The organism is Pseudomonas paralactis (assembly GCF_001439735.1).
GTDB classification, from domain to species: domain Bacteria; phylum Pseudomonadota; class Gammaproteobacteria; order Pseudomonadales; family Pseudomonadaceae; genus Aquipseudomonas; species Aquipseudomonas paralactis.
On the sequence record NZ_JYLN01000003.1, the window covers coordinates 299,355 to 322,052 of the forward strand.

At 60.2% G+C, this 22,698-nt stretch carries 23 protein-coding genes and 1 pseudogene; 8 read left to right on the top strand and 16 right to left on the bottom strand.

Translation table 11 applies throughout. The features are described from left to right. Positions 1-9: 9 nt before the first annotated feature. The 6 genes from TX23_RS09520 to TX23_RS09545 form a co-directional block, all read right to left on the bottom strand. Positions 10-750, bottom strand: a complete 741-nt coding sequence (locus TX23_RS09520; protein WP_057701966.1) for a hypothetical protein — start codon at positions 748-750, stop codon at positions 10-12. A 56-nt stretch (positions 751-806) separates the two neighbouring features. Continuing rightward, positions 807-1,187 (bottom strand): RidA family protein, encoded by a 381-nt coding sequence (locus TX23_RS09525; protein WP_003176922.1) that lies wholly within the window; start codon positions 1,185-1,187, stop codon positions 807-809. Positions 1,188-1,211: 24 nt separating this feature from the next. Continuing rightward, positions 1,212-3,317, bottom strand: coding sequence for a bifunctional GTP diphosphokinase/guanosine-3',5'-bis pyrophosphate 3'-pyrophosphohydrolase (spoT, locus tag TX23_RS09530; protein ID WP_005792489.1), 2,106 nt, complete (start codon positions 3,315-3,317; stop codon positions 1,212-1,214). A 60-nt stretch (positions 3,318-3,377) separates the two neighbouring features. Then, a complete protein-coding gene (gene rpoZ / locus TX23_RS09535) occupies positions 3,378-3,641 on the bottom strand; it encodes a DNA-directed RNA polymerase subunit omega (RefSeq protein WP_057701967.1) in 264 nt (87 codons plus the stop codon). A 167-nt stretch (positions 3,642-3,808) separates the two neighbouring features. Further along, the gene (gene gmk, locus TX23_RS09540; protein ID WP_003213284.1) at positions 3,809-4,429 is read right to left on the bottom strand and encodes a guanylate kinase; all 621 of its coding nucleotides are present in this window, start codon (positions 4,427-4,429) and stop codon (positions 3,809-3,811) included. A gap of 10 nt (positions 4,430-4,439) precedes the next feature. Continuing rightward, entirely contained in the window at positions 4,440-5,303 is an 864-nt protein-coding gene (locus tag TX23_RS09545) for a YicC/YloC family endoribonuclease (RefSeq protein ID WP_057701968.1), read from the bottom strand. A 184-nt stretch (positions 5,304-5,487) separates the two neighbouring features. Here TX23_RS09545 and rph point away from each other — a divergent pair, with 184 nt between their 5' ends. Together rph and TX23_RS09555 are read left to right on the top strand one after the other, a co-directional pair. Next, a complete protein-coding gene (rph, locus tag TX23_RS09550; protein WP_057701969.1) occupies positions 5,488-6,210 on the top strand; it encodes a ribonuclease PH in 723 nt (240 codons plus the stop codon). A gap of 24 nt (positions 6,211-6,234) precedes the next feature. Then, on the top strand, positions 6,235-6,603 hold the full coding sequence (locus TX23_RS09555; RefSeq protein WP_057701970.1) for a DUF4870 domain-containing protein: 369 nt from the start codon (positions 6,235-6,237) through the stop codon (positions 6,601-6,603). A gap of 59 nt (positions 6,604-6,662) precedes the next feature. Here the strand turns inward: TX23_RS09555 and TX23_RS09560 are convergent, their stop codons facing one another. After that, on the bottom strand, positions 6,663-7,442 hold the full coding sequence (locus TX23_RS09560) for an exodeoxyribonuclease III (protein WP_003195493.1): 780 nt from the start codon (positions 7,440-7,442) through the stop codon (positions 6,663-6,665). Between the two features lie 82 nt (positions 7,443-7,524). Here TX23_RS09560 and pyrE point away from each other — a divergent pair, with 82 nt between their 5' ends. After that, complete coding sequence (gene pyrE / locus TX23_RS09565; protein ID WP_003195489.1) at positions 7,525-8,169, top strand: orotate phosphoribosyltransferase; 645 nt, start codon at positions 7,525-7,527, stop codon at positions 8,167-8,169. Between the two features lie 166 nt (positions 8,170-8,335). Here pyrE and argB read toward each other — a convergent pair whose 3' ends face one another. The 5 genes and pseudogenes from argB to coaBC form a co-directional block, all read right to left on the bottom strand. Beyond that, entirely contained in the window at positions 8,336-9,241 is a 906-nt protein-coding gene (gene argB, locus TX23_RS09570) for an acetylglutamate kinase (protein ID WP_003213275.1), read from the bottom strand. Positions 9,242-9,261: 20 nt separating this feature from the next. Further along, positions 9,262-10,665 (bottom strand): annotated as a pseudogene (locus TX23_RS09575) (phosphomannomutase/phosphoglucomutase); the annotation flags it as partial. After that, positions 10,656-10,856, bottom strand: a complete 201-nt coding sequence (locus tag TX23_RS09580) for a hypothetical protein (protein ID WP_057701972.1) — start codon at positions 10,854-10,856, stop codon at positions 10,656-10,658. The pseudogene TX23_RS09575 and the gene TX23_RS09580, both read right to left, overlap by 10 nt. A 67-nt stretch (positions 10,857-10,923) precedes the next feature. After that, entirely contained in the window at positions 10,924-11,379 is a 456-nt protein-coding gene (gene dut / locus TX23_RS09585; RefSeq protein ID WP_010207501.1) for a dUTP diphosphatase, read from the bottom strand. Between the two features lie 5 nt (positions 11,380-11,384). Further along, positions 11,385-12,593: a bifunctional phosphopantothenoylcysteine decarboxylase/phosphopantothenate--cysteine ligase CoaBC gene (gene coaBC / locus TX23_RS09590; protein ID WP_015886530.1), complete on the bottom strand. Its 1,209-nt coding sequence runs from the start codon at positions 12,591-12,593 to the stop codon at positions 11,385-11,387. Between the two features lie 143 nt (positions 12,594-12,736). Here coaBC and radC point away from each other — a divergent pair, with 143 nt between their 5' ends. Next, entirely contained in the window at positions 12,737-13,411 is a 675-nt protein-coding gene (gene radC / locus TX23_RS09595) for a RadC family protein (RefSeq protein ID WP_057701973.1), read from the top strand. 130 nt (positions 13,412-13,541) lie between these two features. On the opposite strand, the gene TX23_RS09600 is transcribed toward radC, so the two are convergent. Further along, positions 13,542-15,134, bottom strand: coding sequence for an ABC transporter substrate-binding protein (locus TX23_RS09600; protein ID WP_057701974.1), 1,593 nt, complete (start codon positions 15,132-15,134; stop codon positions 13,542-13,544). Positions 15,135-15,592: 458 nt separating this feature from the next. Between TX23_RS09600 and rpmB the strand changes: the two genes are divergently transcribed. Together rpmB and rpmG are read left to right on the top strand one after the other, a co-directional pair. Beyond that, a complete protein-coding gene (rpmB, locus tag TX23_RS09605) occupies positions 15,593-15,826 on the top strand; it encodes a 50S ribosomal protein L28 (protein WP_003176907.1) in 234 nt (77 codons plus the stop codon). A gap of 11 nt (positions 15,827-15,837) precedes the next feature. Continuing rightward, the gene (rpmG, locus tag TX23_RS09610) at positions 15,838-15,993 is read left to right on the top strand and encodes a 50S ribosomal protein L33 (protein WP_003176906.1); all 156 of its coding nucleotides are present in this window, start codon (positions 15,838-15,840) and stop codon (positions 15,991-15,993) included. 71 nt (positions 15,994-16,064) lie between these two features. Here the strand turns inward: rpmG and TX23_RS09615 are convergent, their stop codons facing one another. Then, complete coding sequence (locus tag TX23_RS09615) at positions 16,065-16,427, bottom strand: cupin domain-containing protein (protein WP_057701975.1); 363 nt, start codon at positions 16,425-16,427, stop codon at positions 16,065-16,067. 230 nt (positions 16,428-16,657) lie between these two features. Here TX23_RS09615 and TX23_RS09620 point away from each other — a divergent pair, with 230 nt between their 5' ends. Together TX23_RS09620 and TX23_RS09625 are read left to right on the top strand one after the other, a co-directional pair. Then, positions 16,658-18,151, top strand: coding sequence for an aldehyde dehydrogenase (locus TX23_RS09620; protein ID WP_057701976.1), 1,494 nt, complete (start codon positions 16,658-16,660; stop codon positions 18,149-18,151). A 162-nt stretch (positions 18,152-18,313) separates the two neighbouring features. After that, on the top strand, positions 18,314-19,456 hold the full coding sequence (locus tag TX23_RS09625) for an MFS transporter (RefSeq protein WP_057701977.1): 1,143 nt from the start codon (positions 18,314-18,316) through the stop codon (positions 19,454-19,456). Positions 19,457-19,586: 130 nt separating this feature from the next. Here TX23_RS09625 and TX23_RS09630 read toward each other — a convergent pair whose 3' ends face one another. Both TX23_RS09630 and TX23_RS09635 read right to left on the bottom strand, forming a co-directional pair. Next, a complete protein-coding gene (locus TX23_RS09630) occupies positions 19,587-21,155 on the bottom strand; it encodes a phospholipase D family protein (protein ID WP_057701978.1) in 1,569 nt (522 codons plus the stop codon). A gap of 62 nt (positions 21,156-21,217) precedes the next feature. Then, the gene (locus tag TX23_RS09635) at positions 21,218-22,642 is read right to left on the bottom strand and encodes an aminotransferase-like domain-containing protein (protein ID WP_057701979.1); all 1,425 of its coding nucleotides are present in this window, start codon (positions 22,640-22,642) and stop codon (positions 21,218-21,220) included. Positions 22,643-22,698: the final 56 nt, after the last annotated feature.

Here is a 22,698-nt window from a genome sequence, read left to right on the forward strand (position 1 = left end):
AGGCTTTTATTACTTTTCAAGCAACCATTGGCGAGGGCCTGGCGTAAACGAAGGCACTTCATCGGCCTGTGCGGTGTTGATCGCCTGAAAGATCTCCAGTTGCTCACCCTTGCGCGCGAAGATCCAAGGGTTGCCCTGGCCGTTCAGTTGCAGCCAGATGCTGTCATAGCCGCCGCTCATGGAGGCGCAATCGCCTGCCAGGCAGAGTGAATAGCGATCAACCCCTGGCAGACCGGCGACCTTTCCGTCTGCCTGGAACTGCACCGTGGCACCGCTGCCGGTGCCGTCGCTGATCTTCCAGTCGCCGCCCATATAGGCCGCGTACAGCGCGCGCTCGAAGTTGGCACCCAGTGGCGCGCCTTCCGGCGCAGGGTCTTTGGCGCGGGCGAACAGTTGCTCTGGCTCATTGTCGTTAGCCACTTGCAGCAATTGTTTGCCTTTGCGCTTGAGCTCGGTGGCGGAGCTGCCGTAGAAATCCACGCTCCACGCGCCGGGTTTTTCACCCGACAACTTGCCTTCCGCTACTTCAAAACCGTTGTAGTAGCGCGCCTGCAGCGCCTTGGTGTTGACCTCCCACTCAAGGTTGGGGCCATAGGATTGCAGGGCTTCACGCAAAGGGCCGCCCTTGGCCGCCGCGTCGATGGCGGCCTGGTTGATCCAGGTACCGCTTACGTCGAGGTCGGCGGGGTTGCTGGCACAGCCGCTCAGCAACAGTGCGAGCAACGAAGAGGCTACAAGCGCTTTGCGCATTACGAAATCCTTATGAAACGAAGCCGGCGCAGCCTGTTGGGGCTGCGCCGGGTGTTTTACTCGATGACCAGAATGGCGTCCATCTCAACCTGTGCACCCTTTGGCAGGGCGGCAACGCCAATGGCGGCGCGGGCTGGGTAGGGTTGTTCGAAGTACTTGCCCATGATCTCGTTGACCTTGGCGAAATGGCTCAGGTCGGTGAGGAAGATGTTCAGCTTGACGATGTCCTTGAACGAACCACCGGCAGCCTCAGCCACGGATTTAAGGTTTTCGAAGACTTGTACGGTCTGGGCTTCGAAGCCTTCAACCAGTTCCATGGTCTTTGGGTCCAGCGGAATCTGGCCGGACATGTAGACGGTGTTGCCCGCCTTGATCGCCTGGGAGTAGGTGCCGATGGCGGCTGGGGCTTTATCGCTGGTGATAACTGTCTTGGTCATGAATGACTCCTTGTAATGGATCGGTTATGCACGCATACGGGTGATGCGGATCACACCGGTCAAGGCGCGCAGTTTCTTGATCACGCGGGCCAGGTGCACACGGTCGTGCACACTGACCACCAGTTGGACCACGCTGATGCGACCATCACGTTCGTCCATGCTGATTTTCTCGATATTGCCGTCGGCCGCATTGACGCTGCTGGCCAGCAGGGCGATCAGGCCGCGCTGATGTTCCAGTTCCACTCGCAGCTCGACGTTGAATTCGCCGGTGACATCCTTGGCCCACGAGAGCTGGATGCATTTTTCCGGGTTGTGGCGGATTTCGGTGATGTTGCGGCAGTTGTCCAGGTGCACCACCATGCCCTTGCCCGCAGACAGGTGGCCGACGATCGGGTCGCCCGGGATCGGCGTGCAGCATTTTGCATAGCTGAGCACCAGGCCCTCGGTGCCGCGAATCGCCAGCGGGCCTTCCGGGCTCGGCAGCTGTTCGCCTTCGCCCAGCAGGCGACGGGCGACCACATAAGCCATGCGGTTGCCCAGGCCGATATCTTCGAGCAGGTCTTCGATGGTTTCCTGGCGATACTCATGAAGCATCGCCTGCACGCGTTCTTGCGCAATCTTGTCCAGGGCGCTGTCGAAGCCGTTGAGCACCTTGTTCAGCAGGCGCTCGCCCAGGCTGATGGACTCGGAGCGGCGCTGCAGTTTCAGCGCGTGGCGAATATGCGTTCGGGCCTTGCCGGTGACGACAAAGTTGAGCCAGGCCGGGTTAGGGCGCGCGCCTGGAGCACTGACGATCTCGACCGTGGAGCCACTTTGCAGCGGCTCGGACAGCGGTGCGAGGCGACGATTGATCCGACAGGCAATGCAGCTGTTGCCGACGTCGGTGTGCACTGCGTAGGCAAAGTCGACCGCCGTGGAGCCCTTGGGCAGCTCCATGATCCGGCCCTTGGGCGTGAACACATAGACCTCGTCCGGAAACAGGTCAATCTTCACGCTTTCGATGAATTCCAGGGAGTTGCCGGCTCGTTGCTGCATTTCCAGCACGCCCTTGACCCATTGGCGGGCACGGGCATGGGTGCCTTTGGGCTGTTCGTCGCCGCTGGATTTGTACAGCCAGTGGGCAGCGATGCCGTTGTTGGCCATCTCTTCCATTTCGCGGGTACGGATCTGGATCTCGATCGGCACGCCATGCATACCGAACAGCGTGGTATGCAGCGACTGATAGCCGTTGGCCTTGGGGATCGCGATGTAGTCCTTGAAACGGCCCGGCAGGGGTTTGTACAAATTATGTACAGCGCCCAGCACGCGGTAACAGGTGTCGACCTTGTCGACGATGATCCGGAACGCGTACACGTCCATGATCTCGTTAAAGGCCCGGCGCTTGCCGCGCATCTTCTTGTAGATGCCGTAGATGTGCTTCTGGCGGCCACTGACTTCGCCTTCGATCTCGTCGATCGCCAGGCAATGGCTCAGGGATTCTTCGATCTTGTTGACGATTTCCTTGCGATTGCCCCGGGCGCGTTTGACCGCCTGGTAGATGCGCGCCGAACGCATCGGGTGCATGGCTTTGAAGCCAAGGTCTTCGAATTCGATACGAATGGCGTGCATGCCCAGCCGGTTGGCGATGGGCGCGTAGATTTCCAGGGTTTCCTTGGCGATGCGCCGACGCTTTTCGCCGGAGAGCACTTCCAGCGTGCGCATGTTGTGCAGCCGGTCGGCCAGCTTGACCAGAATCACCCGAATGTCTCGGGCCATGGCCATGGCCATTTTCTGGAAGTTTTCCGCCTGGGCTTCGGCCTTGGTCTCGAAATTCATCTGGGTCAGTTTGCTGACCCCGTCGACCAGTTCGGCCACGGTTTCGCCAAATTGCGCGCTGAGCGCTTCCTTGGCTATGCCGGTGTCTTCGATCACGTCATGCAGCATCGCGGCCATCAGGCTCTGATGGTCCATGTGCATGTCGGCCAGAATATTTGCCACCGCAAGGGGATGGGTGACATACGCCTCACCGCTACGCCGGCGCTGGCCGTCGTGGGCTTGTTCGGCGTAGAAATACGCTCGGCGGACCAGGTTGACCTGGTCGGGGCCGAGGTAGGCCGATAAGCGATCGGCGAGGGCGTCTATGCTCGGCAAAGCGTGAACTCCTGCCGATGGCTGTGACCCCGCGCCGTGCTACGTCGACCAGGCATAGGCTTAGACGTCCTCGTTGGACTCGCTTTCGAACGCTGCAAACAGCGGTTCGTCTTCAACGATTTCGGCGTTGGCGATGAACTCGTAGCTCATCAGGCCTTCAGCGATTTCACGCAGGGCTACAACGGTAGGCTTGTCGTTTTCCCACTGGACCAGGGGCTCTTTGCCGCCAGTGGCCAGTTGACGGGCACGCTTGGTAGAGAGCATGACCAGCTCAAAGCGGTTATCCACGTGTTCTAGGCAGTCTTCAACGGTTACGCGGGCCATGGTATTCCTCGGAGCGAATGCAAGATGCGCGCTGCCCGGTTGGGCGAGCGGACTGAGCAGTTTAAAAAATCACCAGCGTTTAGGGAAGCGCTGATTTTTCGCAGGCCCTCGCAAAACCGCTACAAGTGCCAATGTAAGGCCCTTGCAGCGGTTTTGGGAAGAGCTAATCAACCGAGCAGTTCAGCGAGTAATTTGCCGAAACGCTGCTGTTGACGCTTTTGCTGGAGCTGGTTGGCGCGGAAAATCGCCTTCAAATCATCCAGCGCGTGGGCGAAATCGTCATTGATGATCAGGTAGTCGTAGTCGACGTAGTGACTCATTTCGCTGACGGCTTCACGCATACGACCTTCGATGATCTCGTCGCTGTCCTGGCCACGGTTGGTCAGGCGCTGGTGCAACGCTTCAAGCGACGGCGGCAGGATAAAGATCGAGCGTGCCTTGGGCATCAATTGGCGCACTTGCTCGGCGCCCTGCCAATCGATTTCCAGGATCAGGTCGTGACCTTCGTCCAGGGTCTGCTGCAGATGGCTTTGGGAGGTGCCGTAGAGGTTGCCGAAGACTTCGGCGCGCTCCAGGAAGTCGCCGTGTTCGATCATCTTGACGAATTCGGTACGCTCGACAAAGTGATAGTGCACGCCGTTGACTTCGCCCGGGCGCATGGCGCGGGTGGTGTGGGACACCGAAATGCGGATCTGCTCGTCAGCGTCGGTCAAGGCTTTGACCAGGCTGCTCTTGCCCGCGCCCGAAGGGGCGGAAATGATGTAAAGGGTGCCGGTGCTGTGGGTCATGAAGGTTGCCTTACTCAATATTCTGTACTTGTTCGCGCATTTGCTCGATCAACACTTTGAGGTTGACCGCTGCCGTGGTGCTGCGCGGGTCGAACGCCTTGGAGCCCAGTGTATTGGCTTCGCGGTTGAGTTCCTGCATCAGGAAGTCCAGGCGCCGACCGGCGGCGCCACCAGACTTGAGCACGCGGCGTACTTCAAGGATGTGGGTGCTCAGGCGGTCGAGCTCTTCAGCCACGTCGCTTTTCTGGGCGAGCAGGACCATTTCCTGTTCCAGTCGCGTCGGGTCAAGGTCGGCTTTCATGTCGGTGAAGCGGTCGAGGATCTTCTGGCGCTGGGTGGCAAGCATCTGCGGCACCAGTTCGCGCAGGGTGACCACATCGGCTTCGATCGATGTCAGGCGCTCGTTGATCAGGCGCGCCAGTTCAGCGCCTTCGCGTTCACGGCCGGCCTTGAGCTCCTTCAGGCCCTGGTTGAACAGGGCGAGTGCTTCGGCGTTCAGGGCTTGCGGGTCGGTGGCGTCGCCCACCAGTACGCCGGGCCAGGCCAAGACTTCCAGAGGGTTCAGCGCGGCCGGTTGCTTGATCAGGCCGGCGATGGTTTCGGCGGCGGCCACCAGTTGTGCGGCGCGGTCGCGGTCCAGCTGCAGCGGTTTGCCAGTGGTTTCTTCGGTAAAGCGCAGAGTGCATTCCAGCTTGCCGCGGGAAATGCCCTGGCGCAGCGCTTCCCGGACGGCGCCTTCGAGGTCGCGCAGTGACTCCGGCAGGCGCAGGTGCGGCTCCAGGTAACGGCTGTTGACCGAGCGCAGTTCCCAGCTGAGGGTGCCTTGGGCGCCGGCTTTTTCGACACGGGCGAAGGCGGTCATGCTGTGCACCATGGAGGTACCTCGCGTTGGATGAATAGAAATTGGCCAGGCCGACCTGGAGGCGCAGGATTGTAGCGCAGTGGGAGGGAGGCGCCCAAACCCGGGCATTGGTAACCGGATTTTTTAGAAGTGCCCCGAACCGGCTTGCGGCTCTATAATGCTCGGCAGTTTTTCGTCCTCAGTACAGGTATCCCCTATGAAACGTCCAAGTGGTCGCGCTGCCGATCAGCTCCGCTCGATCCGCATCACCCGCAACTACACCAAACACGCCGAGGGATCCGTACTGGTCGAGTTTGGCGATACCAAGGTGATTTGCACCGTCAGCGTCGAAAACGGCGTGCCGCGTTTCCTCAAGGGTCAGGGCCAGGGCTGGTTGACCGCAGAGTACGGCATGTTGCCGCGCGCCACCGGTGAGCGTAACCAGCGTGAAGCCAGCCGAGGCAAGCAAGGCGGGCGTACCCTGGAAATCCAGCGCCTGATCGGCCGTTCCCTGCGTGCTGCTCTGGACATGTCCAAGCTGGGCGACGTGACCCTGTACGTCGACTGCGACGTAATCCAGGCTGATGGCGGCACCCGTACTGCATCCATCACCGGCGCCATGGTGGCCCTGGTCGACGCGTTGAAAGTGATCAAGAAGCGTGGCGGCCTGAAAGCAGGTGACCCGCTCAAGCAGATGATCGCTGCCGTGTCGGTCGGTATGTACCAGGGCGAGCCTGTGCTGGACCTGGATTACCTGGAAGACTCGGCCGCCGAGACCGACCTGAACGTGGTCATGACCAGCACCGGTGGTTTCATCGAAGTACAGGGCACCGCCGAAGGCGCGCCATTCCAGCCGGCTGAGTTGAACGCGATGCTGGCCCTGGCCCAGAAGGGCATGAACGAAATCTTTGCACTGCAGACCGCCGCACTGGCTGAATAAGCCCGTCCCGAGGAGAAAAACGCCATGAATGACAGCCAATTGCCGGTTCCGGCACCGTCCAAGGAAGTACGCCAGTTGGCAATGCTGTGTCATTTCGCGGCGTTTGCAGGGTTGGTATTCCCCTTCGGCAGCTTGTTGGGGCCGCTGATCCTGTGGCAGTTCAAGAAGGACATGGATCCGCTTATCGATGATCAGGGCAAGGAAGCCCTGAACTTCCAGATCACCGTGGCCATCGCCTGGCTGGTGTGTCTGGTGCTGGGCTTTGTGGTGGTCGGCTTTTTGTTGATGACCGTATTGGTGATAGGGGCGTTGATACTGACGATCATTGCCGGGATCAAGGCCAACAAGGGCATTGCCTATCGTTATCCGTGGACCTGGCGTCTGATCAAGTAATCGAGCGGCCACAAAAAAACCGACATCGCTGTCGGTTTTTTTGTGCCTGGAAAAAGACCTCAGATGGTCAAGGTCCAGTCGTAGTCCACGATCAGTGGCGCGTGCTGCGAGAAGCGCGGCTGGCGTGGCAAGCGAGCGCTGCGTACGAACCGGCGCAGGCCCGGGGTCAGCAACTGATAGTCGAAACGCCAGCCCAGGTTGAGCATCTCAGCCTGTTCGTTATCCGGCCACCAGCTGTACTGGTCGCCTTCGCGACTGACTTCGCGCAGGGCATCGACATAGCCCATGTTGCCGACAATCTCGTCCATCCAGGCCCGTTCCGGCGCCAAAAAGCCCGGTGATTGCTGGCTGTCGCGCCAGTTCTTGATATCCAGCTTCTGTTGCGCCACGTACAGCGAGCCACAATAAATGTACTCGCGACGTTTGCGCCGCTGTTTATCCAGATAACGGGCGAAATCGTCCATTAGCTTGAATTTCTGGTTCAAGTCTTCATCGCCGTTCTGCCCCGAAGGAAGCAGCAAGGTCGCGATGCTGACCTTGTCGAAATCGGCTTGCAGGTAGCGCCCGTAGCGGTCGGCTGTCTCGAAGCCGAGGCCGCTGATGACCGCCTTGGGTTGCAACCGCGAGTACAAAGCCACGCCACCTTGGGTGGGCACTTCGGCATCGCAGGCATAAAGGAAGTAGCCATCCAGTTGGAAGGCTGGGTCGTCCAGTTCAAAGGCGGAGGCGCGGGTGTCCTGCAGGCAGATGACGTCGGCATTCTGGGCTTGCAGCCAACTGAGCAAACCACGCTCGACTGCAGCCTGAATACCATTAACGTTCACACTGATGATCCGCATAAATGGCCCCAAAAATCGCGTGCGTGTATGATACACGCCGTCCACCTAATTAGCTAAATCCGTGGTATCTGAGGCTTTTTTCATGCAGGCGTATCAACGCGATTTCATTCGTTTTGCCATCGATCGCGGCGTTTTACGCTTCGGTGAGTTCACTCTCAAGTCCGGGCGCACCAGCCCGTACTTCTTCAATGCTGGCTTGTTCAACTCGGGTTCGGCCCTGGCTCAGCTGGGTCGTTTCTATGCGGCAGCCATCGTTGAGAGCGGTATTTCCTTCGACGTACTCTTTGGCCCGGCCTACAAGGGTATTCCCCTGGCAGCGGCGACGGCGGTAGCCCTGGCGGAGCATCACGGGCAGGACTTGCCGTGGTGCTTCAACCGTAAGGAAGCCAAGGCCCATGGTGAAGGTGGCAGCCTGGTCGGCGCGCCATTGACCGGCGATGTGCTGATCATCGATGACGTGATCACCGCGGGTACTGCTATCCGTGAAGTGATGCAGATCATCGCTTCCCAGGACGGCGCCAAGGCTGCCGGTGTGCTGATCGCCTTGAACCGCCAGGAGCGCGGCAACGGTGAGTTGTCGGCGATCCAGGAAGTGGAGCGTGACTTCGGCATTCCGGTGGTGAGCATCGTGTCGTTGAACCAGGTGTTGCAGTTCCTGGAAGATGACCCGCAGCTCAAGCAGCATTTGCCGGCAGTGCGGGCGTACCGCGAGCAGTTCGGCGTCTGACACTGACTCCTTTGGGAGCGGGCTTGCCCGCGATAGCGGTGTGTCAGGCGGTGTATTTTTGCATGTACTGCCGTCATCGCAGGCAAGCCAGCTCCCACATGTGAACTGTGTACAAACAAAAGGCCCCGCTCAATTCAATTGAGCGGGGCCTTTTGCTTTGCAGCAGTTAAGGACGCTTGCGGTTACTGATCAGCGTGCCCACACCGGTATCGGTGAAGATTTCCAACAGGATTGCATTTGGCACGCGGCCATCCAGGATCAGCGAGCTGCCGACGCCGCCCTGCACCGCTTCCAGTGCGCAACGGATCTTCGGCAACATGCCGCCGTAGATGGTGCCGTCGGCGATCAGGTCGTCGACCTGCTGGGTAGTCAGGCCGGTCAGTACCTTGCCTTCCTTGTCCATCAAGCCGGCGATGTTGGTCAGCAGCATCAGCTTTTCAGCCTTCAGTGCTTCCGCCACCTTACCGGCTACCAGATCGGCGTTGATGTTATAGGACTCGCCATTGGCGCCCACGCCGATCGGCGCAATTACCGGAATAAAGTCGCCCTTGACCAGCAGGTTGAGCAAATCGGTGTTGATACCGATGACTTCGCCCACCTGGCCGATATCGATGATTTCCGGCTGGGTCATCTCCGGCGTCTTGCGGGTCACGGTCAGTTTCTTGGCGCGGATCAGTTCCGCATCCTTGCCGGTCAGGCCGATGGCGCTGCCGCCGTGGCGGTTGATCAGGTTGACGATGTCTTTGTTGACCTGGCCGCCGAGGACCATTTCCACTACGTCCATGGTCTGCGCGTCAGTAACGCGCATGCCATCAATGAAGTGACTCTCGATCGACAAGCGCTTAAGCAGGTCGCCGATTTGCGGGCCGCCACCGTGGACCACCACCGGGTTGATCCCCACGGCTTTCATCAGCACGATGTCGCGGGCAAAGCCGGTTTTCAGCTCGTCGCTTTCCATGGCATTGCCGCCGTACTTGATCACCAGCGTCTTGCCGACGTAGCGTCGAATATAAGGCAACGCTTCGGACAGGACCTTGGCGGTGTTGGCAGCGGCTTCGCGTTCGAGGGTCATTCAGGGCTCCGGGCAAAAAATCAGAACGGTAATTGGAGATCAGGGGCAACACGTTTCAACTGGGCGTGGAACACGTCCTTGATGCGCTGCAACTCAGCCTCGGTATCCGCCTCGAAACGCAGGACCAGCACCGGTGTGGTGTTGGACGCGCGAACCAGGCCCCAGCCTTTGGCGTAATCGACTCGCACACCATCAATGGAGGTCAGGTTGGCGCCTTCACCCCATTGCGCATCGTGCAATGCGTCAATGATGCTGAATTTGCTCTCCTCGGTCACATGGATATTGATCTCTGGCGTAGAAATATCATTCGGGAAGGTCTGAAACAGTTCTTCGGCGGTGGATTTTTCCTTGCTGAGGATCTCCAGCAGACGAGCGGCGCTGTAAATGCCGTCGTCAAACCCGAACCAGCGCTCCTTGAAGAATACGTGGCCGCTCATTTCGCCGGCCAAGAGTGCGCCGGTTTCCTTCATTTTCTTTTTGATCAACGAATGACCGGTCTTCCACATTAGCGGGCGACCGCCGTATTCCTTGATCAGTGGTGTCAGACGGCGGGTGCATTTCACGTCGAAGATGATCTCGGCGTTGGGGTTGCGCGCCACTACGTCACGGGCAAACAGCATCAGCAGGCGGTCGGGGAAGACGATCTCGCCGGTTTCGGTCACCACGCCCACGCGGTCGCCGTCGCCATCGAAGGCCAGGCCGACGTCGGCGCCCACTTCCTTGACCTTGGCGATCAGGTCTACCAGGTTTTCCGGTTTGCCCGGGTCCGGGTGGTGATTGGGGAAGTTGCCGTCGACATCGCAGAACAGCGGGATCACTTCGCAGTTCAGGGCTTCGAGCAGTTGCGGGGCGATCACGCCAGCCGCGCCGTTGCCGCAATCCACCACCACTTTTAGGCGGCGCGCGAGTTTGACGTCGCGAGTGATTTCATCGGAGTAGCGTTGCAGGATGTCGACCTTGGTGATGCTGCCGGTGCCGCTGGTCAGGTCATTGGTCTTCAGGCGGGTGTGCAGGGCCTGGATCTGTTCATTGGCCAGCGTATCGCCAGCGATGACGATCTTGAAGCCGTTGTAGTCCGACGGGTTGTGACTACCGGTGAGCATGACCCCGGATTTGCCGGCCAGTACGTTGGCGGCGTAGTACAGCGCGGGTGTCGGCACCAGGCCGACGTCGCTGACATGGCAACCGCTGTCGGCCAGGCCCTGGATCAGTTGCTCGACCAGTTCGGGGCCGGACAAACGGCCGTCACGACCCACCGAGACGTTGGGCTCGCCCTGGGCCAGGCTCTGCGAACCGATGGCGCGGCCAATCCAGTAGGCGGTTTCGGCGGTCAGGGTCTTGGGTACCACGCCACGAATGTCATAGGCGCGAAAAATGCTGTCGGGAAAGGTCGGGGCTACGCGGGCTGCGGTACTCATCGCGGGGAGAACTCCATCTGAAAGGGGCAGGGCTGGCCTGAAAGGTGGCTGGCCGGCAGGCTCAAACTGAAGGGTATGACGGCGTTTTCGGCAGAGAGTTCGTGGTGTAAAAGTGCCATCGGGGTCATGGCTTTGCCCGTATGGTTGCGTAAATCGTTGATTTCCATAGGGAAATTTCGCTTGTGAGATTTACGCATTCTTCATCCTGAAACGCCAGGCGGTGGCATCGGGCCAGACGAGGGTGTCTGGCCTGATTCAGCTTAGTCAGTGGCTGCCGGAATGCCCGAAACCGCCTGCACCACGCTGGGTTTCGTCGAACTCTTCGACCAGTTCGAAGTGCGCCTGTACCACGGGCACCAATACCAGCTGGGCAATGCGCTCGCCGACCGCGATGTTGAAGGCAGTCTGGCCACGGTTCCAGCACGACACCATCAACTCGCCCTGGTAGTCGGAGTCGATCAGGCCGACCAGGTTACCGAGCACGATGCCATGTTTATGGCCCAGGCCGGAGCGCGGCAGGATCAGCGCCGCCAGGCCCGGGTCGCCGACGTAGATCGACAGGCCGGTCGGGATCAGGAGGGTCTGGCCCGGCTCAAGGACGGTGTCCTCCTTGAGCATGGCGCGCAGGTCCAGGCCGGCGGAGCCCGGTGTGGCGTAGGCGGGCAGCGGGAATTCGTTGCCGATGCGGGGGTCGAGGATCTTGGCTTGCAAAGCGTGCATGAAAATTAAACCTGGTTCAGCCGTTGGGCGATAAAAGAGATCAGTTGGCGGGCAATCTTGCCCTTGCTGGTCTGGGCGAAAAGGGTGGCGTGCAGCTCGCGATCGATCACGCTGCAGGCATTTTCCTCGCTGTTGAAGCCGATGCTCGGGTTGGCGACATCATTGGCAACGATCAAGTCGAGGTTTTTATCTTTCAATTTACGTGCGGCGTAGTCCAGCAGGTGCTCGGTCTCGGCAGCGAAACCAACACTGAACGGACGGTCCGGACGGGTGGCGATGGTGGCCAGGATGTCCGGGTTGCGCACCATTTGCAGGAGCAGGCCGTCGCCGCTTGTAGGGTCTTTCTTGAGCTTTTGCGGGGCCACGACTTCAGGGCGGTAATCCGCAACCGCTGCCGAGGCGATGAACAGGTCGCAGGGAATAGCGGCTTCACAGGCCGCCAGCATGTCCCGGGCGCTGACTACGTCGATTCGCGTGACGCGATCAGGGGTCGGCAAATGCACGGGACCTGTGATCAAGGTCACTCGTGCGCCTGCCTCGACCGCAGCTTCTGCCAGCGCAAAGCCCATTTTTCCTGAGCTATGGTTGGTGATGTAGCGCACCGGGTCGATGTTTTCCTGGGTCGGGCCCGCGGTGATCAGCACGTGCTTGCCGGTCAGGGCCAGGTGCTGGAAACACTCGGCGGCGCATAGCGCAAGGTCGGTGGCTTCGAGCATCCGGCCCATGCCGACGTCGCCACAGGCCTGGCTGCCGGAGGCGGGGCCAAACACCTTGAGGCCGCGGCTTTGCAGAAGTTGGGTGTTGGCTTGGGTGGCCGGGTCGCGCCACATGGCCTGGTTCATGGCCGGAGCGATCGCGACGGTGGCGTCGGTGGCCAATACCAGGGTGGTCAGCAGGTCATCGGCGATGCCCTGGGCCAGGCGGGCGATCAGGTCGGCGGTGGCCGGGGCGATCAGTACCAGGTCGGCCCATTTGGCCAGTTCGATGTGGCCCATGGCGGCTTCGGCCGCCGGGTCCAGCAGGTCGAGGTGAACCGGGTGGCCGGACAGGGCCTGCATGGTCAGCGGGGTGATGAACTCACTGCCGCCACGGGTCATGACCACGCGCACTTCGGCGCCCTGGTCCAGGAGCCTGCGAACCAACTCTGCGCTCTTGTAGGCGGCAATGCCGCCGCCGACGCCGAGAACGATGCGTTTCCGATACAGACGCTGCATTGGTTTGCCTTTCCAGTTCAGTGATGCCAGTTCAGTGACGCCTGCGATGACCCCTCCCCAGGTGAAATCGCATGCAAAAAAGAGGGCCTACGATAACACAGCGTCTGCCGCGCAACAGCGCAGCAGATACAGACGGAGGTGGGATGAGTATTCGTGATTGGCCCGTGGCGGAGCGTCCACGGGAGAAGCTGTTGGAAGGCGGCGCGGCGAGCCTGTCCGATGCCGAACTGTTGGCGATCTTCCTGCGTACCGGGGTTGCCGGTCGAAGCGCGGTGGACCTGGCGCGTCATCTGCTGGCGCAGTTTGGCGGCCTGCGCCCGCTGTTGGAGGCCAGTCAGACGCTGTTCAGCCAGCATCTGGGGCTGGGGCCGGCGAAATTCGCCCAATTGCAGGCGGTGCTGGAAATGTCCCGGCGCCATCTGGCCGAACGCTTGCGCGCGGACTCGGTACTGGAGAGCCCGCTGGCTGTGCGCCAATACCTCAAGGCGCTGTTGCGCCATGAGCCCCATGAGATATTCGGCTGTCTGTTTCTGGACTCAAAGCATCGCGTGCTGGGGTTCGAGGCGTTGTTTCAGGGCACCATCGACACCGCGATTGTTTACCCGCGGCAAGTGGTCAAGCGTGCCCTGGCGCACAACGCGGCAGCGGTGATTTTGTGCCACAACCACCCCTCCGGGAATGCGGAGCCCAGTGCGGCTGATCGCAGATTGACCAAAATGCTGCAGAAGGCGTTGGAGGTGGTGGATGTGCGGGTGCTGGATCACATCATCGTGGGGGATGGTGATCCGCTGTCGATGGCTGAATACGGCTGGGTATAACCACCTCTGGCTCTGCAGGAGCGAGCATGCTCGCGAAAAAACCGAGAACTGCGCAGGGCACCAGATTCTGCGCCTTATCGTTGACGGTCTTCGCGAGCAAGCTCGCTCCTACAGGGAAGTGGGTTGCGCCTTAGGGCTTGAGGCTGACCTTCGAATAATCCTGGCGGCCGAAAGGGCTTACCTGGTAACCCTCGATATTCTTGCGCGCCAATGCGAACGCCGTCGGGTGCGCCAGCGGTAGCCACAGCGCCTGTTGCTGGATCTGCGCCTGGGCCTGTTGATACAGCTTGGTGCGCACGCCTTGCTCGCTGGTGGTTTTGCCGGCGCTGATCAACTTATCCAGCGCGGGGTCGCAGTAGCGGGCGAAGTTGGTGCCGGACTTCACCGCGGCGCAGGAGAACTGCGGCGTCAGGAAGTTATCCGGGTCGCCGTTGTCGCCAGCCCAGCCCATGAACAGCAGGTCGTGCTCGCCGGCTTTGGCGCGGCGAATCAACTCGCCCCATTCGATCACACGAATCTCGGCCTGGATGCCAATCTTGGCCAGGTCCGCCTGTAGCAGTTGGGCGCCGAGGTTTGGGTTGGGGTTCAGCAGGCTGCCGGTAGGGCGCGTCCATATCGTGGTTTTGAAGCCGTCCTTGAGCCCGGCACGCTCGAGCAGCGCCTTGGCCTTGGTCAGATTCTGTGGGTAGCCTGGCAAATCCTTGGCATAGCTCCAGGTATTGGGCGGGTAGACACCGTTGGCCGCTTCGGCGGTGCCCTCGAAGACGGCCTTGAGGTAGCTGTCCTTGTCAAAGGCCAGGTTGATCGCCTGGCGTACTTCGGGCTTGTCCAGCGGCGGGTGCTGGCTGTTGATGGCCACGAATGCGGTCATGAAAGCGGCGGTTTTTTCCACTTTGAGCGCAGGGTCTTTCTCCGCCTCGCCCACATCCAGGGGCTTGGGCGACAGGGCGATCTGGCACTCATTGCGATGCAGTTTCTGGAGACGTACGTTGGCATCCGGGGTGATGGCGAAAATCAAGTTATCCACAGACGGTTTGCCCGCGAAATAGTCCGGGTTGGCCTTGTAGCGCACCACGGCATCCTTTTGGAAGCGCACGAACACGAACGGGCCGGTGCCGATGGGCTGGCTGTTGAGCTTCTCGGGCGTGCCGGCCTTAAGCAGTTTGTCGGCATATTCAGCCGGGTAGATCGAAGCAAAACCCATGCTCAACGCCGGGAGGAAGGTGGAATCGGCGTGGTCGAGAGTGAAGCGTACCGTCAACGGATCGAGGGCGTCGATCTTCTTGACCAGTGTCGGCAATTGCAGGGACTGGGCGTGAGGGAAGCCGCTCTGGGCGATCTTGTGCCATGGGTTGGCCGGGTCGAGCATGCGCTCGAAGCTGAAACGCACGTCTTCGGCGGTCAGCGTGCGGCTTGGGCTGAAGTAATCGGTGCGGTGAAATTTCACGCCAGGGTGCAGCTTGAAGGTGTAGGTCAGGCCATCGGGGGAAACTTCCCAGCTGTCTGCCAGGCTCGGTACCAGCTTGCCGCTGGCCGCATCAAAGTCCACCAGGCGGTTCATCAGCACATCCGCCGAGGCATTGGTGGTGGTCAGTGAGTTGTACTGCACCACATCGAACCCTTCGGGGCTGGCCTCGGTGCAGACGCTCAGGTTGGTGGCCGCAACGGCCATCGGTGCGATAAAGAGTGGGGCAAGCAGTAGCGGTAGGGCAGCGAGGCGCATATTCGGTTTCCTGTGCAGATCGAAGGCCCATCTGCGAGTGCAGTCTGGAAAAAGCCTACCGTAGAGGTCTGATTGATAAATGACTAGCCCATTTTTGCCTGTGCTTTTGGCCAAAATGCTGTTTTGATGGCGCCTCAGCGCGTTTCGCCTTGCACTTAGCCGTGCCTGCGGGCGCTGGAAAACATTCTGTGCGACGAGCGGTCGGCTGTTACAGCGGCCCCTCCTGGCAGCGGTTCAGGCGTCTGGCACCAAGAATTACTCAGGTAAAAACACACGGGCTGTTGTTGCACTGGGGTCTTTCTGGTATAAAGCAGCGCTCTTTTCTAGGGGCCCGGTTCCTTCGCTTGTAGGTGTAGCCGGTAAGACCCTAAAGAAACGCGGCGCCTGGCGCCAAATGACTGAGAGATTAAGCGGCCAACCCATGCCGGGTTGGGCATGTGGTTTTAGAGGGCTGAGGCATGTCGAGAGTCTGTCAAGTTACCGGTAAGGGTCCGGTGACTGGGAATAACATTTCCCACGCAAATAACAAAACCCGTCGTCGTTTCCTGCCGAACCTGCAGCATCACCGCTTCTGGGTTGAAGAAGAGAAACGTTTTGTTCGCCTGCGTGTATCTGCCAAAGGCATGCGTATTATCGACAAGCGTGGCATCACTGTCGTGCTGGCCGAAATCCGCGCCGCCGGCAAGATCTAAGGAGCTCTATCATGCGTGAATTGATTCGAATGATCTCTAGCGCCGGTACTGGTCACTTCTACACTACCGACAAGAACAAGCGTACTACCCCGGACAAGCTCGAAAAGAAAATGTTCGACCCGCGCGTTCGCAAGCACGTGATCTACAAAGAAGGCAAAATCAAGTAATTGATTTTCTTCCTTGTGAAAAAAAGCCCGTATCTCACGATACGGGCTTTTTTTTGCCTGGGATTTGCTGATCAGGCTTTTTCTTCGAACACCACGTAGATCTTGCGGCACGCTTCCAGTACTTCCCAGGTACCGCTGAAACCGGCGGGGATCACAAAGCGGTCGCCGGCACGCAAGGTCTTGGCGTTGCCCTCGGCGTCACGCAGTACGGAAACCCCCTGCACAATTTCGCAGTATTCGTGCTCGGTGTAATTGACCTTCCACTGCCCGACTTCACCTTCCCATACCCCGGCATTCATCTGGCCGCACGGGCTGTTGTAGTGGTTGTAGATCGTTTGCTCGGGATCGCCCTTGAGGATTTTTTCCGCGCCAGGGCGGTAGCGTTCGGGGGCCGTGTTGGCTTGGCTGAAGTCGACGATATCCTGGATGCTCATGTGCGTGTCCCGTCTGGCCTGCGGTTGGAGAGCCCAAAGTCTATGTTTATTAAAATGAACATCGCAAGGGCGTTTACTGCCGTTATGTCAAATATATTGAAACATCCCCAGCCGCTGGTTTAGGGTGGCAGCTGCCTTGCGCCGAACCGATGGCTGGCGGGCAAGAATTCTTTGAGGCTGCCGGGGGGACATCCGCCTGGCCCTGTATTCAATAAGAGGAGGACACTCGCATGACCACCCTGACCCGTGCCGACTGGGAACAACGCGCCAAGGACTTGAAGATCGAAGGCCGCGCCTACATCAATGGCGAATACACCGCCGCCGTTTCCGGTGACACCTTCGAATGCATCAGCCCGGTGGACGGTCGTCTGCTGGCCACTGTCGCCAGCTGTGACGTGGCTGACGCCGAGCGCGCTGTGGAAAACGCCCGCGCCACTTTCAATTCCGGTGTCTGGTCGCGCCTGGCGCCGGCCAAGCGTAAAGCCACCATGATCCGTTTCGCCGCGCTGCTCAAGGCGAATGCCGAAGAGCTGGCACTGCTTGAAACCCTGGACATGGGCAAGCCGATCAGCGACTCCCTGAACATCGACGTTCCCGGCGCGGCAAATGCCCTGAGCTGGAGCGGCGAGGCCATCGACAAGATCTACGACGAAGTCGCAGCCACCCCCCATGATCAACTTGGCCTGGTGACCCGCGAGCCAGTCGGCGTGGTCGGCGCCATCGTGCCGTGGAACTTCCCGTTGATGATGGCCTGCTGGAAACTCGGCCCGGCGTTGTCCACCGGTAATTCGGTGATCCTCAAACCGTCTGAAAAGTCCCCGCTGACCGCCATCCGTATCGCCGCCCTGGCCGTTGAGGCCGGCATTCCAAAAGGCGTGTTCAACGTATTGCCGGGCTATGGCCACACCGTGGGGAACGCCCTGGCGGTGCATATGGACGTTGACACCCTGGTGTTCACTGGCTCTACCAAGATCGCCAAGCAACTGCTGATCCGCTCCGGCGAATCGAACATGAAGCGCGTGTGGCTGGAAGCTGGTGGCAAGAGCCCCAATATCGTGTTTGCCGATGCGCCGGATCTGCAAGCCGCCGCCGAATCCGCGGCCGGCGCCATCGCCTTCAACCAGGGTGAAGTCTGCACTGCCGGTTCGCGCCTGCTCGTGGAGCGTTCTATCAAGGACACCTTTCTGCCGCTGGTGATCGAGGCGCTCAAAGGCTGGAAACCGGGCAACCCGCTGGACCCGGCCACCAACGTGGGTGCGCTGGTGGATACGCAGCAAATGAACAACGTGCTGTCGTACATTGAGTCCGGTCATGCTGACGGTGCCAAGCTGGTCGCCGGCGGTAAGCGCACACTGGAAGAAACCGGTGGCACCTACGTCGAGCCAACCATTTTCGACGGTGTGACCAACGCCATGAAAATTGCCCAGGAAGAAATCTTCGGCCCGGTATTGTCGGTGCTCACCTTCGACAGCGCAGAAGAAGCCATCGCCATTGCCAACGACACCCAATACGGCCTGGCCGCAGCGGTGTGGACGGCGGATATCTCCAAGGCGCACCTGACCGCTAAAGCCCTGCGTGCCGGCAGCGTCTGGGTTAACCAGTACGATGGCGGCGACATGACCGCACCGTTTGGTGGTTTCAAACAGTCAGGTAATGGCCGCGACAAGTCGCTGCATGCGTTCGACAAGTACACCGAGCTGAAGGCGACCTGGATCAAACTCTAAGCAGCACTGCTGATCCTCCTGTAGGAGCGAGCTTGCTCGCGAAGAACTTGAAGGCGCCGCGTTTATCCAGCATGAACGCGTCATCGTTAACGTTTTTCGCGAGCAAGCTCGCTCCTACAGTTCGTTTTGCACAATCGAAAATTTATCCACAGGAGCGTGGCAATGCGTTGGGCGACTTATTTCGCCGTCCTGGCCTCGGTACTCAGTGTTGGCCTGGCCCTGGGCGTGAGTATGCCGTTGGTATCCCTGCGCCTGGAAGGCTGGGGCTACGGCAGCTTCGCCATTGGCGTGATGGCGGCGATGCCGGCATTCGGCGTATTGCTGGGTGCCAAGGTCTCCAGCCGAATGGCGTCCTGGCTCGGCACCGCCAACCTGATGCGCTTGTGCCTGTGGGCGGGGGCGCTGTCTATCGGCTTGCTGGCGATCCTGCCCAGCTACCCGGTGTGGCTGATGCTGCGGTTGATGATCGGGGTGATCCTGACCATCGTATTTATCCTGGGCGAAAGCTGGATCAACCAATTGGTGGTCGAGCAGTGGCGTGGCCGTTTGGTGGCGCTGTATGGCTGCACTTATGCCTTGAGCCAACTGTCCGGACCCTTGCTGCTGGGCCTGATGGGCACCGATCATGATTACGGGTTCTGGGTAGGCGTTGGCCTTTTGCTCGTGGCGCCGCTGCTGTTGCTGGGGCGATCCGGGGCGCCCACGGCTGATGCGTTCAGCGTCACTTTCAGCGAGCTGTGGCGCTTTTGCCTGAGCCTGCCCGCGATTGCCTGGGCGGTGGCGTTATTCGCGGCGTTCGAAGCGATGATCCTGACGCTGTTGCCGGTGTACTGCCTGCAACAGGGCTTCACTGCCGAAATCGCCTTGGCGATGGTCAGCACGGTGGTCGTGGGTGATGCGTTGCTGCAATTACCCATCGGCGCCCTGGCCGACTATTTGCCGCGCCGCACGTTGTTCCTGGGGTGTGCGCTGCTGTTGCTGGCATCGAGCCTGGCGATTCCGTTGTTGATGCACACGTTGCTGATCTGGCCAGTGTGGGTGCTGTTCGGCGCCAGCGCGGGTGGGCTGTTTACCTTGTCGCTGATTTTGATTGGCGAGCGCTACCGTGACGACGCGCTGGTGCGCGCCAATGCCCACGTGGCGCAGCTCTGGGGCATTGGTTGCCTGATCGGACCGCTGGTGGCCGGTGCGGGCAGCCAGTGGGTCAGCGGTCACGCACTGCCGTTGCTGATGGCGGCGGGGGCGTTGGGGCTGGTGGTATTGTTGCTGCGCCAAGGGGCGTTTGGCGCAACGCAACCTGCCTGAAATGCAATCAATTGTAGGAGCGAGCTTGCTCGCGAAGAACTTGAAGGCGCCGCGTTTATCCAGCATGAACGCGTCATCGTTAACGTTTTTCGCGAGCAAGCTCACTCCTACAGGTGATCTGTCGTATTTTTTAGAGCATACGTTCCAGGCCGACGCTGGTGGCGAACCAGGCATTGAAGCGGCGCCACCAGCTGCCGGGCTCGCGGGTCAGGGTGTGCAGTTGCCCGTTGTCCTCGGTCACCCACACTACATGGCCATCCTGCAATTTCGCCTCATAGCTCAGCGCCGGCGACATACCTTCCAGCGCCAGGTTGCGTACGTGTTCGGCCAATTCGGGGCTGTCCACCAGCACGCCGACTTCGGTGTTCCACAGCACCGAGCGCGGGTCGAAATTGAACGAGCCGATAAATGACTTCTCGCGATCAAAGATCATCGCCTTGCTGTGCAGGCTGGAATCGGAACCGTAGAGGCTGCCTCGACGAAAGAGGTGCGGGCCGCTGCTGGCGCTGGGATCTCCGGGTTGTCGGCGCAGCTCATAAAGTTTGACTCCATGTTCCAGCAATGCCTTGCGATAAGGCGCGTAGCCACCGTGCACGGCCGGTACGTCAGTGGCTTCAAGGGAATTGGTCAGCAACTTCACCGACACCCCGGCATCAGCCCGACCCGTCAGATACACCAGCCCGGGCGGCCCCGGAACGAAGTACGCCGAAATCATGATCAGTTCGCGGCTGACCCCCTCCAGCTCCGGCGCCAATTGGGTGGTGAGCAGCAACTGCGGGTCCGGGTCAGCCTTGGCCAGTACCTTGCTCGGGGCGTCCCACAGCGCCTGGTTCCAGGCCCAAATCAGCTCGCGGCGCCAGATGTCCATGCGTGGTTGGGTCTGGTAGGTACGCAGGCGGTTATACAGCGCGTGGTTCTGCTGTCGCGATTGCGCCAATGAAGCTTCCAGGCGCCCGCGAGCGACGGCCAGATCGATTTTGGACGGCATCTTCGAGACAAACTCATCGATAGGTTTGCTCAAGGCGCTGTTCCAGTACTGATCGAAACTGTGACCCAGTTGCTCTGCCACCGGCCCGACGCTGAGCATGTCGATATCGGTGAAGTTCAGGTTGGGCTCAGCGTCGAAATATTCGTCTCCCAGATTGCGACCGCCCACAATGGCCACGCTGTTATCGGCCAGCCACAGTTTGTTGTGCATGCGCCGATGTTGCAGTGACAGGTTGAATACCCGGCCCATGGCCCGTGTAACGCCGGTACTGCGCCCCAGGTGCAGCGGGTTGAACAGGCGGATTTCGATTTTAGGGTGAGCGGCGAGGGTGGCGATGATCTGGTCGAGGCCGTCGCTGGTGGTGTCGTCCAGCAGAATACGCACGCGCACGCCGCGGTCGGCGGCCTTGAGCAGTTCATCCACCAGCATACGGGTGCTGATGCCGTCGTGAACGATGTAGTACTGCAGATCCAGGCTGGTTTGGGCGTTGCGGATCAGCTCGGCGCGCGCCATGAAAGCTTCACTGCTGTTGGGCAGCAAGCGAAAACCCGAGCGTCCCTGGTACGGCGCCGCCTGGGCCTGGATCGAGCGGCCGAAGGACGAGTCGTTCGCCGGCAGGGCGTCACTGGGTATACGCGGTGTGTCGACCGTGGCGCAGCCGCCCAGGGCCAGGGTGCCCAACAGGAAAAACGGTAATAGCCGTCGAATCATCAAAGGAGCTGCTTCCAGGTCAGGGCGATTATCGTTATATGACGGCCTTTTCTGGCGAAAGGTCAGTGCATCGTTTCCAGCAGCATCTTGCTTGCGGCGGCGCCCACTTTGCGCACCGCTTCTTCAATCTGTGGGGTTGGCTTGGCCGCGTAATTCATGCGCAGGCAGTTACGGTATTTGCCTGAGGCAGAAAAGATGCTGCCTACCGCTACCTGTACGCCTTGTTCCACCAGCACGCGGTTGAGCTTCAAGGTGTCGAAGCCCTCCGGCAGTTCGATCCACAGCAGGAAGCTGCCCTGTGGCCGACTGGCGCGAGTGCCGGCCGGGAAGTAGCGGCTCACCCAGTCGAGCATCAAGTCGCGATTGCGCTGGTATTGCGTACGCATTCGACGCAAATGCGGTTCGAAATGGCCATTTTTTAGAAATTCGGCAATCGCAATCTGCGGCTGGGTGGCGGTAGAGCCGGTGCTGATGTACTTCATGTGCAGCACCCGGTCCAGGTAGCGTCCCGGCGCGACCCAGCCAATGCGCAGCCCGGGTGCCAGGGTTTTCGAGAACGAGCTGCAGAGCAGCACACGGCCATCGTCATCGAAGGATTTGATCGTGCGCGGGCGTGGGTAGCTGTAGGCCAGCTCGCCATACACATCGTCTTCAATGATAGCCACGTCATAGCGCTGAGCCAGGGTCAGCAGTGCGCGTTTGCGTGCCTCCGGCATGATGTAGCCCAACGGATTGTTGCAGTTGGGTGTGAGCTGGATGACTTTGATCGGCCACTGTTCCAGCGCCAGTTCCAGCGCCTCCAGGCTAATGCCGGTGATCGGGTCGGTGGGGATTTCCAGGGCTTTCATACCCAGGCCCTTGAGGGTCTGCATGGCGCCATGGAAGCTGGGCGAGTCCACCGCGACAATATCGCCGGGCTCGCAGATCGCACGGATGCTGGCCGACAACGCCTCATGGCAGCCGGTAGTGATCACGATGTCTTCGGCGGTCAGTTGGCAGCCGGCGTCCAGCGACAGCCGAGCAATTTGCTCGCGCAACTCCATACAGCCGAGGATGTTGTCGTAATACAGGCCCGGCAGATCCTGGCGACGACTCACCCGCGCCAGGCTACGCAGCAAAGGTTTCAGGGTGGGCGACAATACATCCGGCATACCGCGGCCCATCTGTATGACATCTTTGCGGGGCACCGCGCGAATCAGTTCAAGCACCTGGTCCCATTGGGAAATCTCTACCGGTCGTTGGGCCGGGCGGCCTATCTCCGGCAGGGCCGGCAGCTCGCGGCCAGCCGGTACAAAGTAACCGGACTTGGGCTTTGGCATCGCCAGGCCGTTGTCTTCCAGCAACCGATAGGCCTGCTGCACGGTGCTCAGGCTGACCCCGTGTTCCACGCTCAAGGCGCGCACGGAGGGCAAGCGATCACCGGGGCGATAGAAGCCTTGCTCGATGCGAGTGCCCAGCAATTCAGCGAGGTTGACGTAAAGGGTCATGACGGTCACTCCTGATGGACCAGTACAGATGCAGTGAAAATACAGGATTCAGCCAT

Excerpts from the sequence above, each read along its gene's own strand:
- TX23_RS09520 (WP_057701966.1), bottom strand. The coding sequence starts at position 750 with ATGCGCAAAGCGCTTGTAGCCTCTTCGTTGCTCGCACTGTTGCTGAGC.
- dut (WP_010207501.1), bottom strand. The coding sequence starts at position 11,379 with ATGCACGCTTTGCAAGCCAAGATCCTCGACCCCCGCATCGGCAACGAA.
- TX23_RS09620 (WP_057701976.1), top strand. The coding sequence starts at position 16,658 with ATGACCACCCTGACCCGTGCCGACTGGGAACAACGCGCCAAGGACTTG.
- pyrE (WP_003195489.1), top strand. The coding sequence starts at position 7,525 with ATGCAGGCGTATCAACGCGATTTCATTCGTTTTGCCATCGATCGCGGC.
- TX23_RS09555 (WP_057701970.1), top strand. The coding sequence starts at position 6,235 with ATGAATGACAGCCAATTGCCGGTTCCGGCACCGTCCAAGGAAGTACGC.
- TX23_RS09525 (WP_003176922.1), bottom strand. The coding sequence starts at position 1,187 with ATGACCAAGACAGTTATCACCAGCGATAAAGCCCCAGCCGCCATCGGC.
- coaBC (WP_015886530.1), bottom strand. The coding sequence starts at position 12,593 with ATGCAGCGTCTGTATCGGAAACGCATCGTTCTCGGCGTCGGCGGCGGC.
- rpmG (WP_003176906.1), top strand. The coding sequence starts at position 15,838 with ATGCGTGAATTGATTCGAATGATCTCTAGCGCCGGTACTGGTCACTTC.
- TX23_RS09635 (WP_057701979.1), bottom strand. The coding sequence starts at position 22,642 with ATGACCCTTTACGTCAACCTCGCTGAATTGCTGGGCACTCGCATCGAG.
- TX23_RS09560 (WP_003195493.1), bottom strand. The coding sequence starts at position 7,442 with ATGCGGATCATCAGTGTGAACGTTAATGGTATTCAGGCTGCAGTCGAG.
- gmk (WP_003213284.1), bottom strand. The coding sequence starts at position 4,429 with ATGACCCACAGCACCGGCACCCTTTACATCATTTCCGCCCCTTCGGGC.
- TX23_RS09580 (WP_057701972.1), bottom strand. The coding sequence starts at position 10,856 with ATGCGTAAATCTCACAAGCGAAATTTCCCTATGGAAATCAACGATTTA.
- TX23_RS09630 (WP_057701978.1), bottom strand. The coding sequence starts at position 21,155 with ATGATTCGACGGCTATTACCGTTTTTCCTGTTGGGCACCCTGGCCCTG.
- TX23_RS09600 (WP_057701974.1), bottom strand. The coding sequence starts at position 15,134 with ATGCGCCTCGCTGCCCTACCGCTACTGCTTGCCCCACTCTTTATCGCA.
- radC (WP_057701973.1), top strand. The coding sequence starts at position 12,737 with ATGAGTATTCGTGATTGGCCCGTGGCGGAGCGTCCACGGGAGAAGCTG.
- TX23_RS09615 (WP_057701975.1), bottom strand. The coding sequence starts at position 16,427 with ATGAGCATCCAGGATATCGTCGACTTCAGCCAAGCCAACACGGCCCCC.
- TX23_RS09545 (WP_057701968.1), bottom strand. The coding sequence starts at position 5,303 with ATGGTGCACAGCATGACCGCCTTCGCCCGTGTCGAAAAAGCCGGCGCC.
- argB (WP_003213275.1), bottom strand. The coding sequence starts at position 9,241 with ATGACCCTCGAACGCGAAGCCGCTGCCAACACCGCCAAGGTCCTGTCC.
- TX23_RS09625 (WP_057701977.1), top strand. The coding sequence starts at position 18,314 with ATGCGTTGGGCGACTTATTTCGCCGTCCTGGCCTCGGTACTCAGTGTT.
- rph (WP_057701969.1), top strand. The coding sequence starts at position 5,488 with ATGAAACGTCCAAGTGGTCGCGCTGCCGATCAGCTCCGCTCGATCCGC.
- rpoZ (WP_057701967.1), bottom strand. The coding sequence starts at position 3,641 with ATGGCCCGCGTAACCGTTGAAGACTGCCTAGAACACGTGGATAACCGC.
- rpmB (WP_003176907.1), top strand. The coding sequence starts at position 15,593 with ATGTCGAGAGTCTGTCAAGTTACCGGTAAGGGTCCGGTGACTGGGAAT.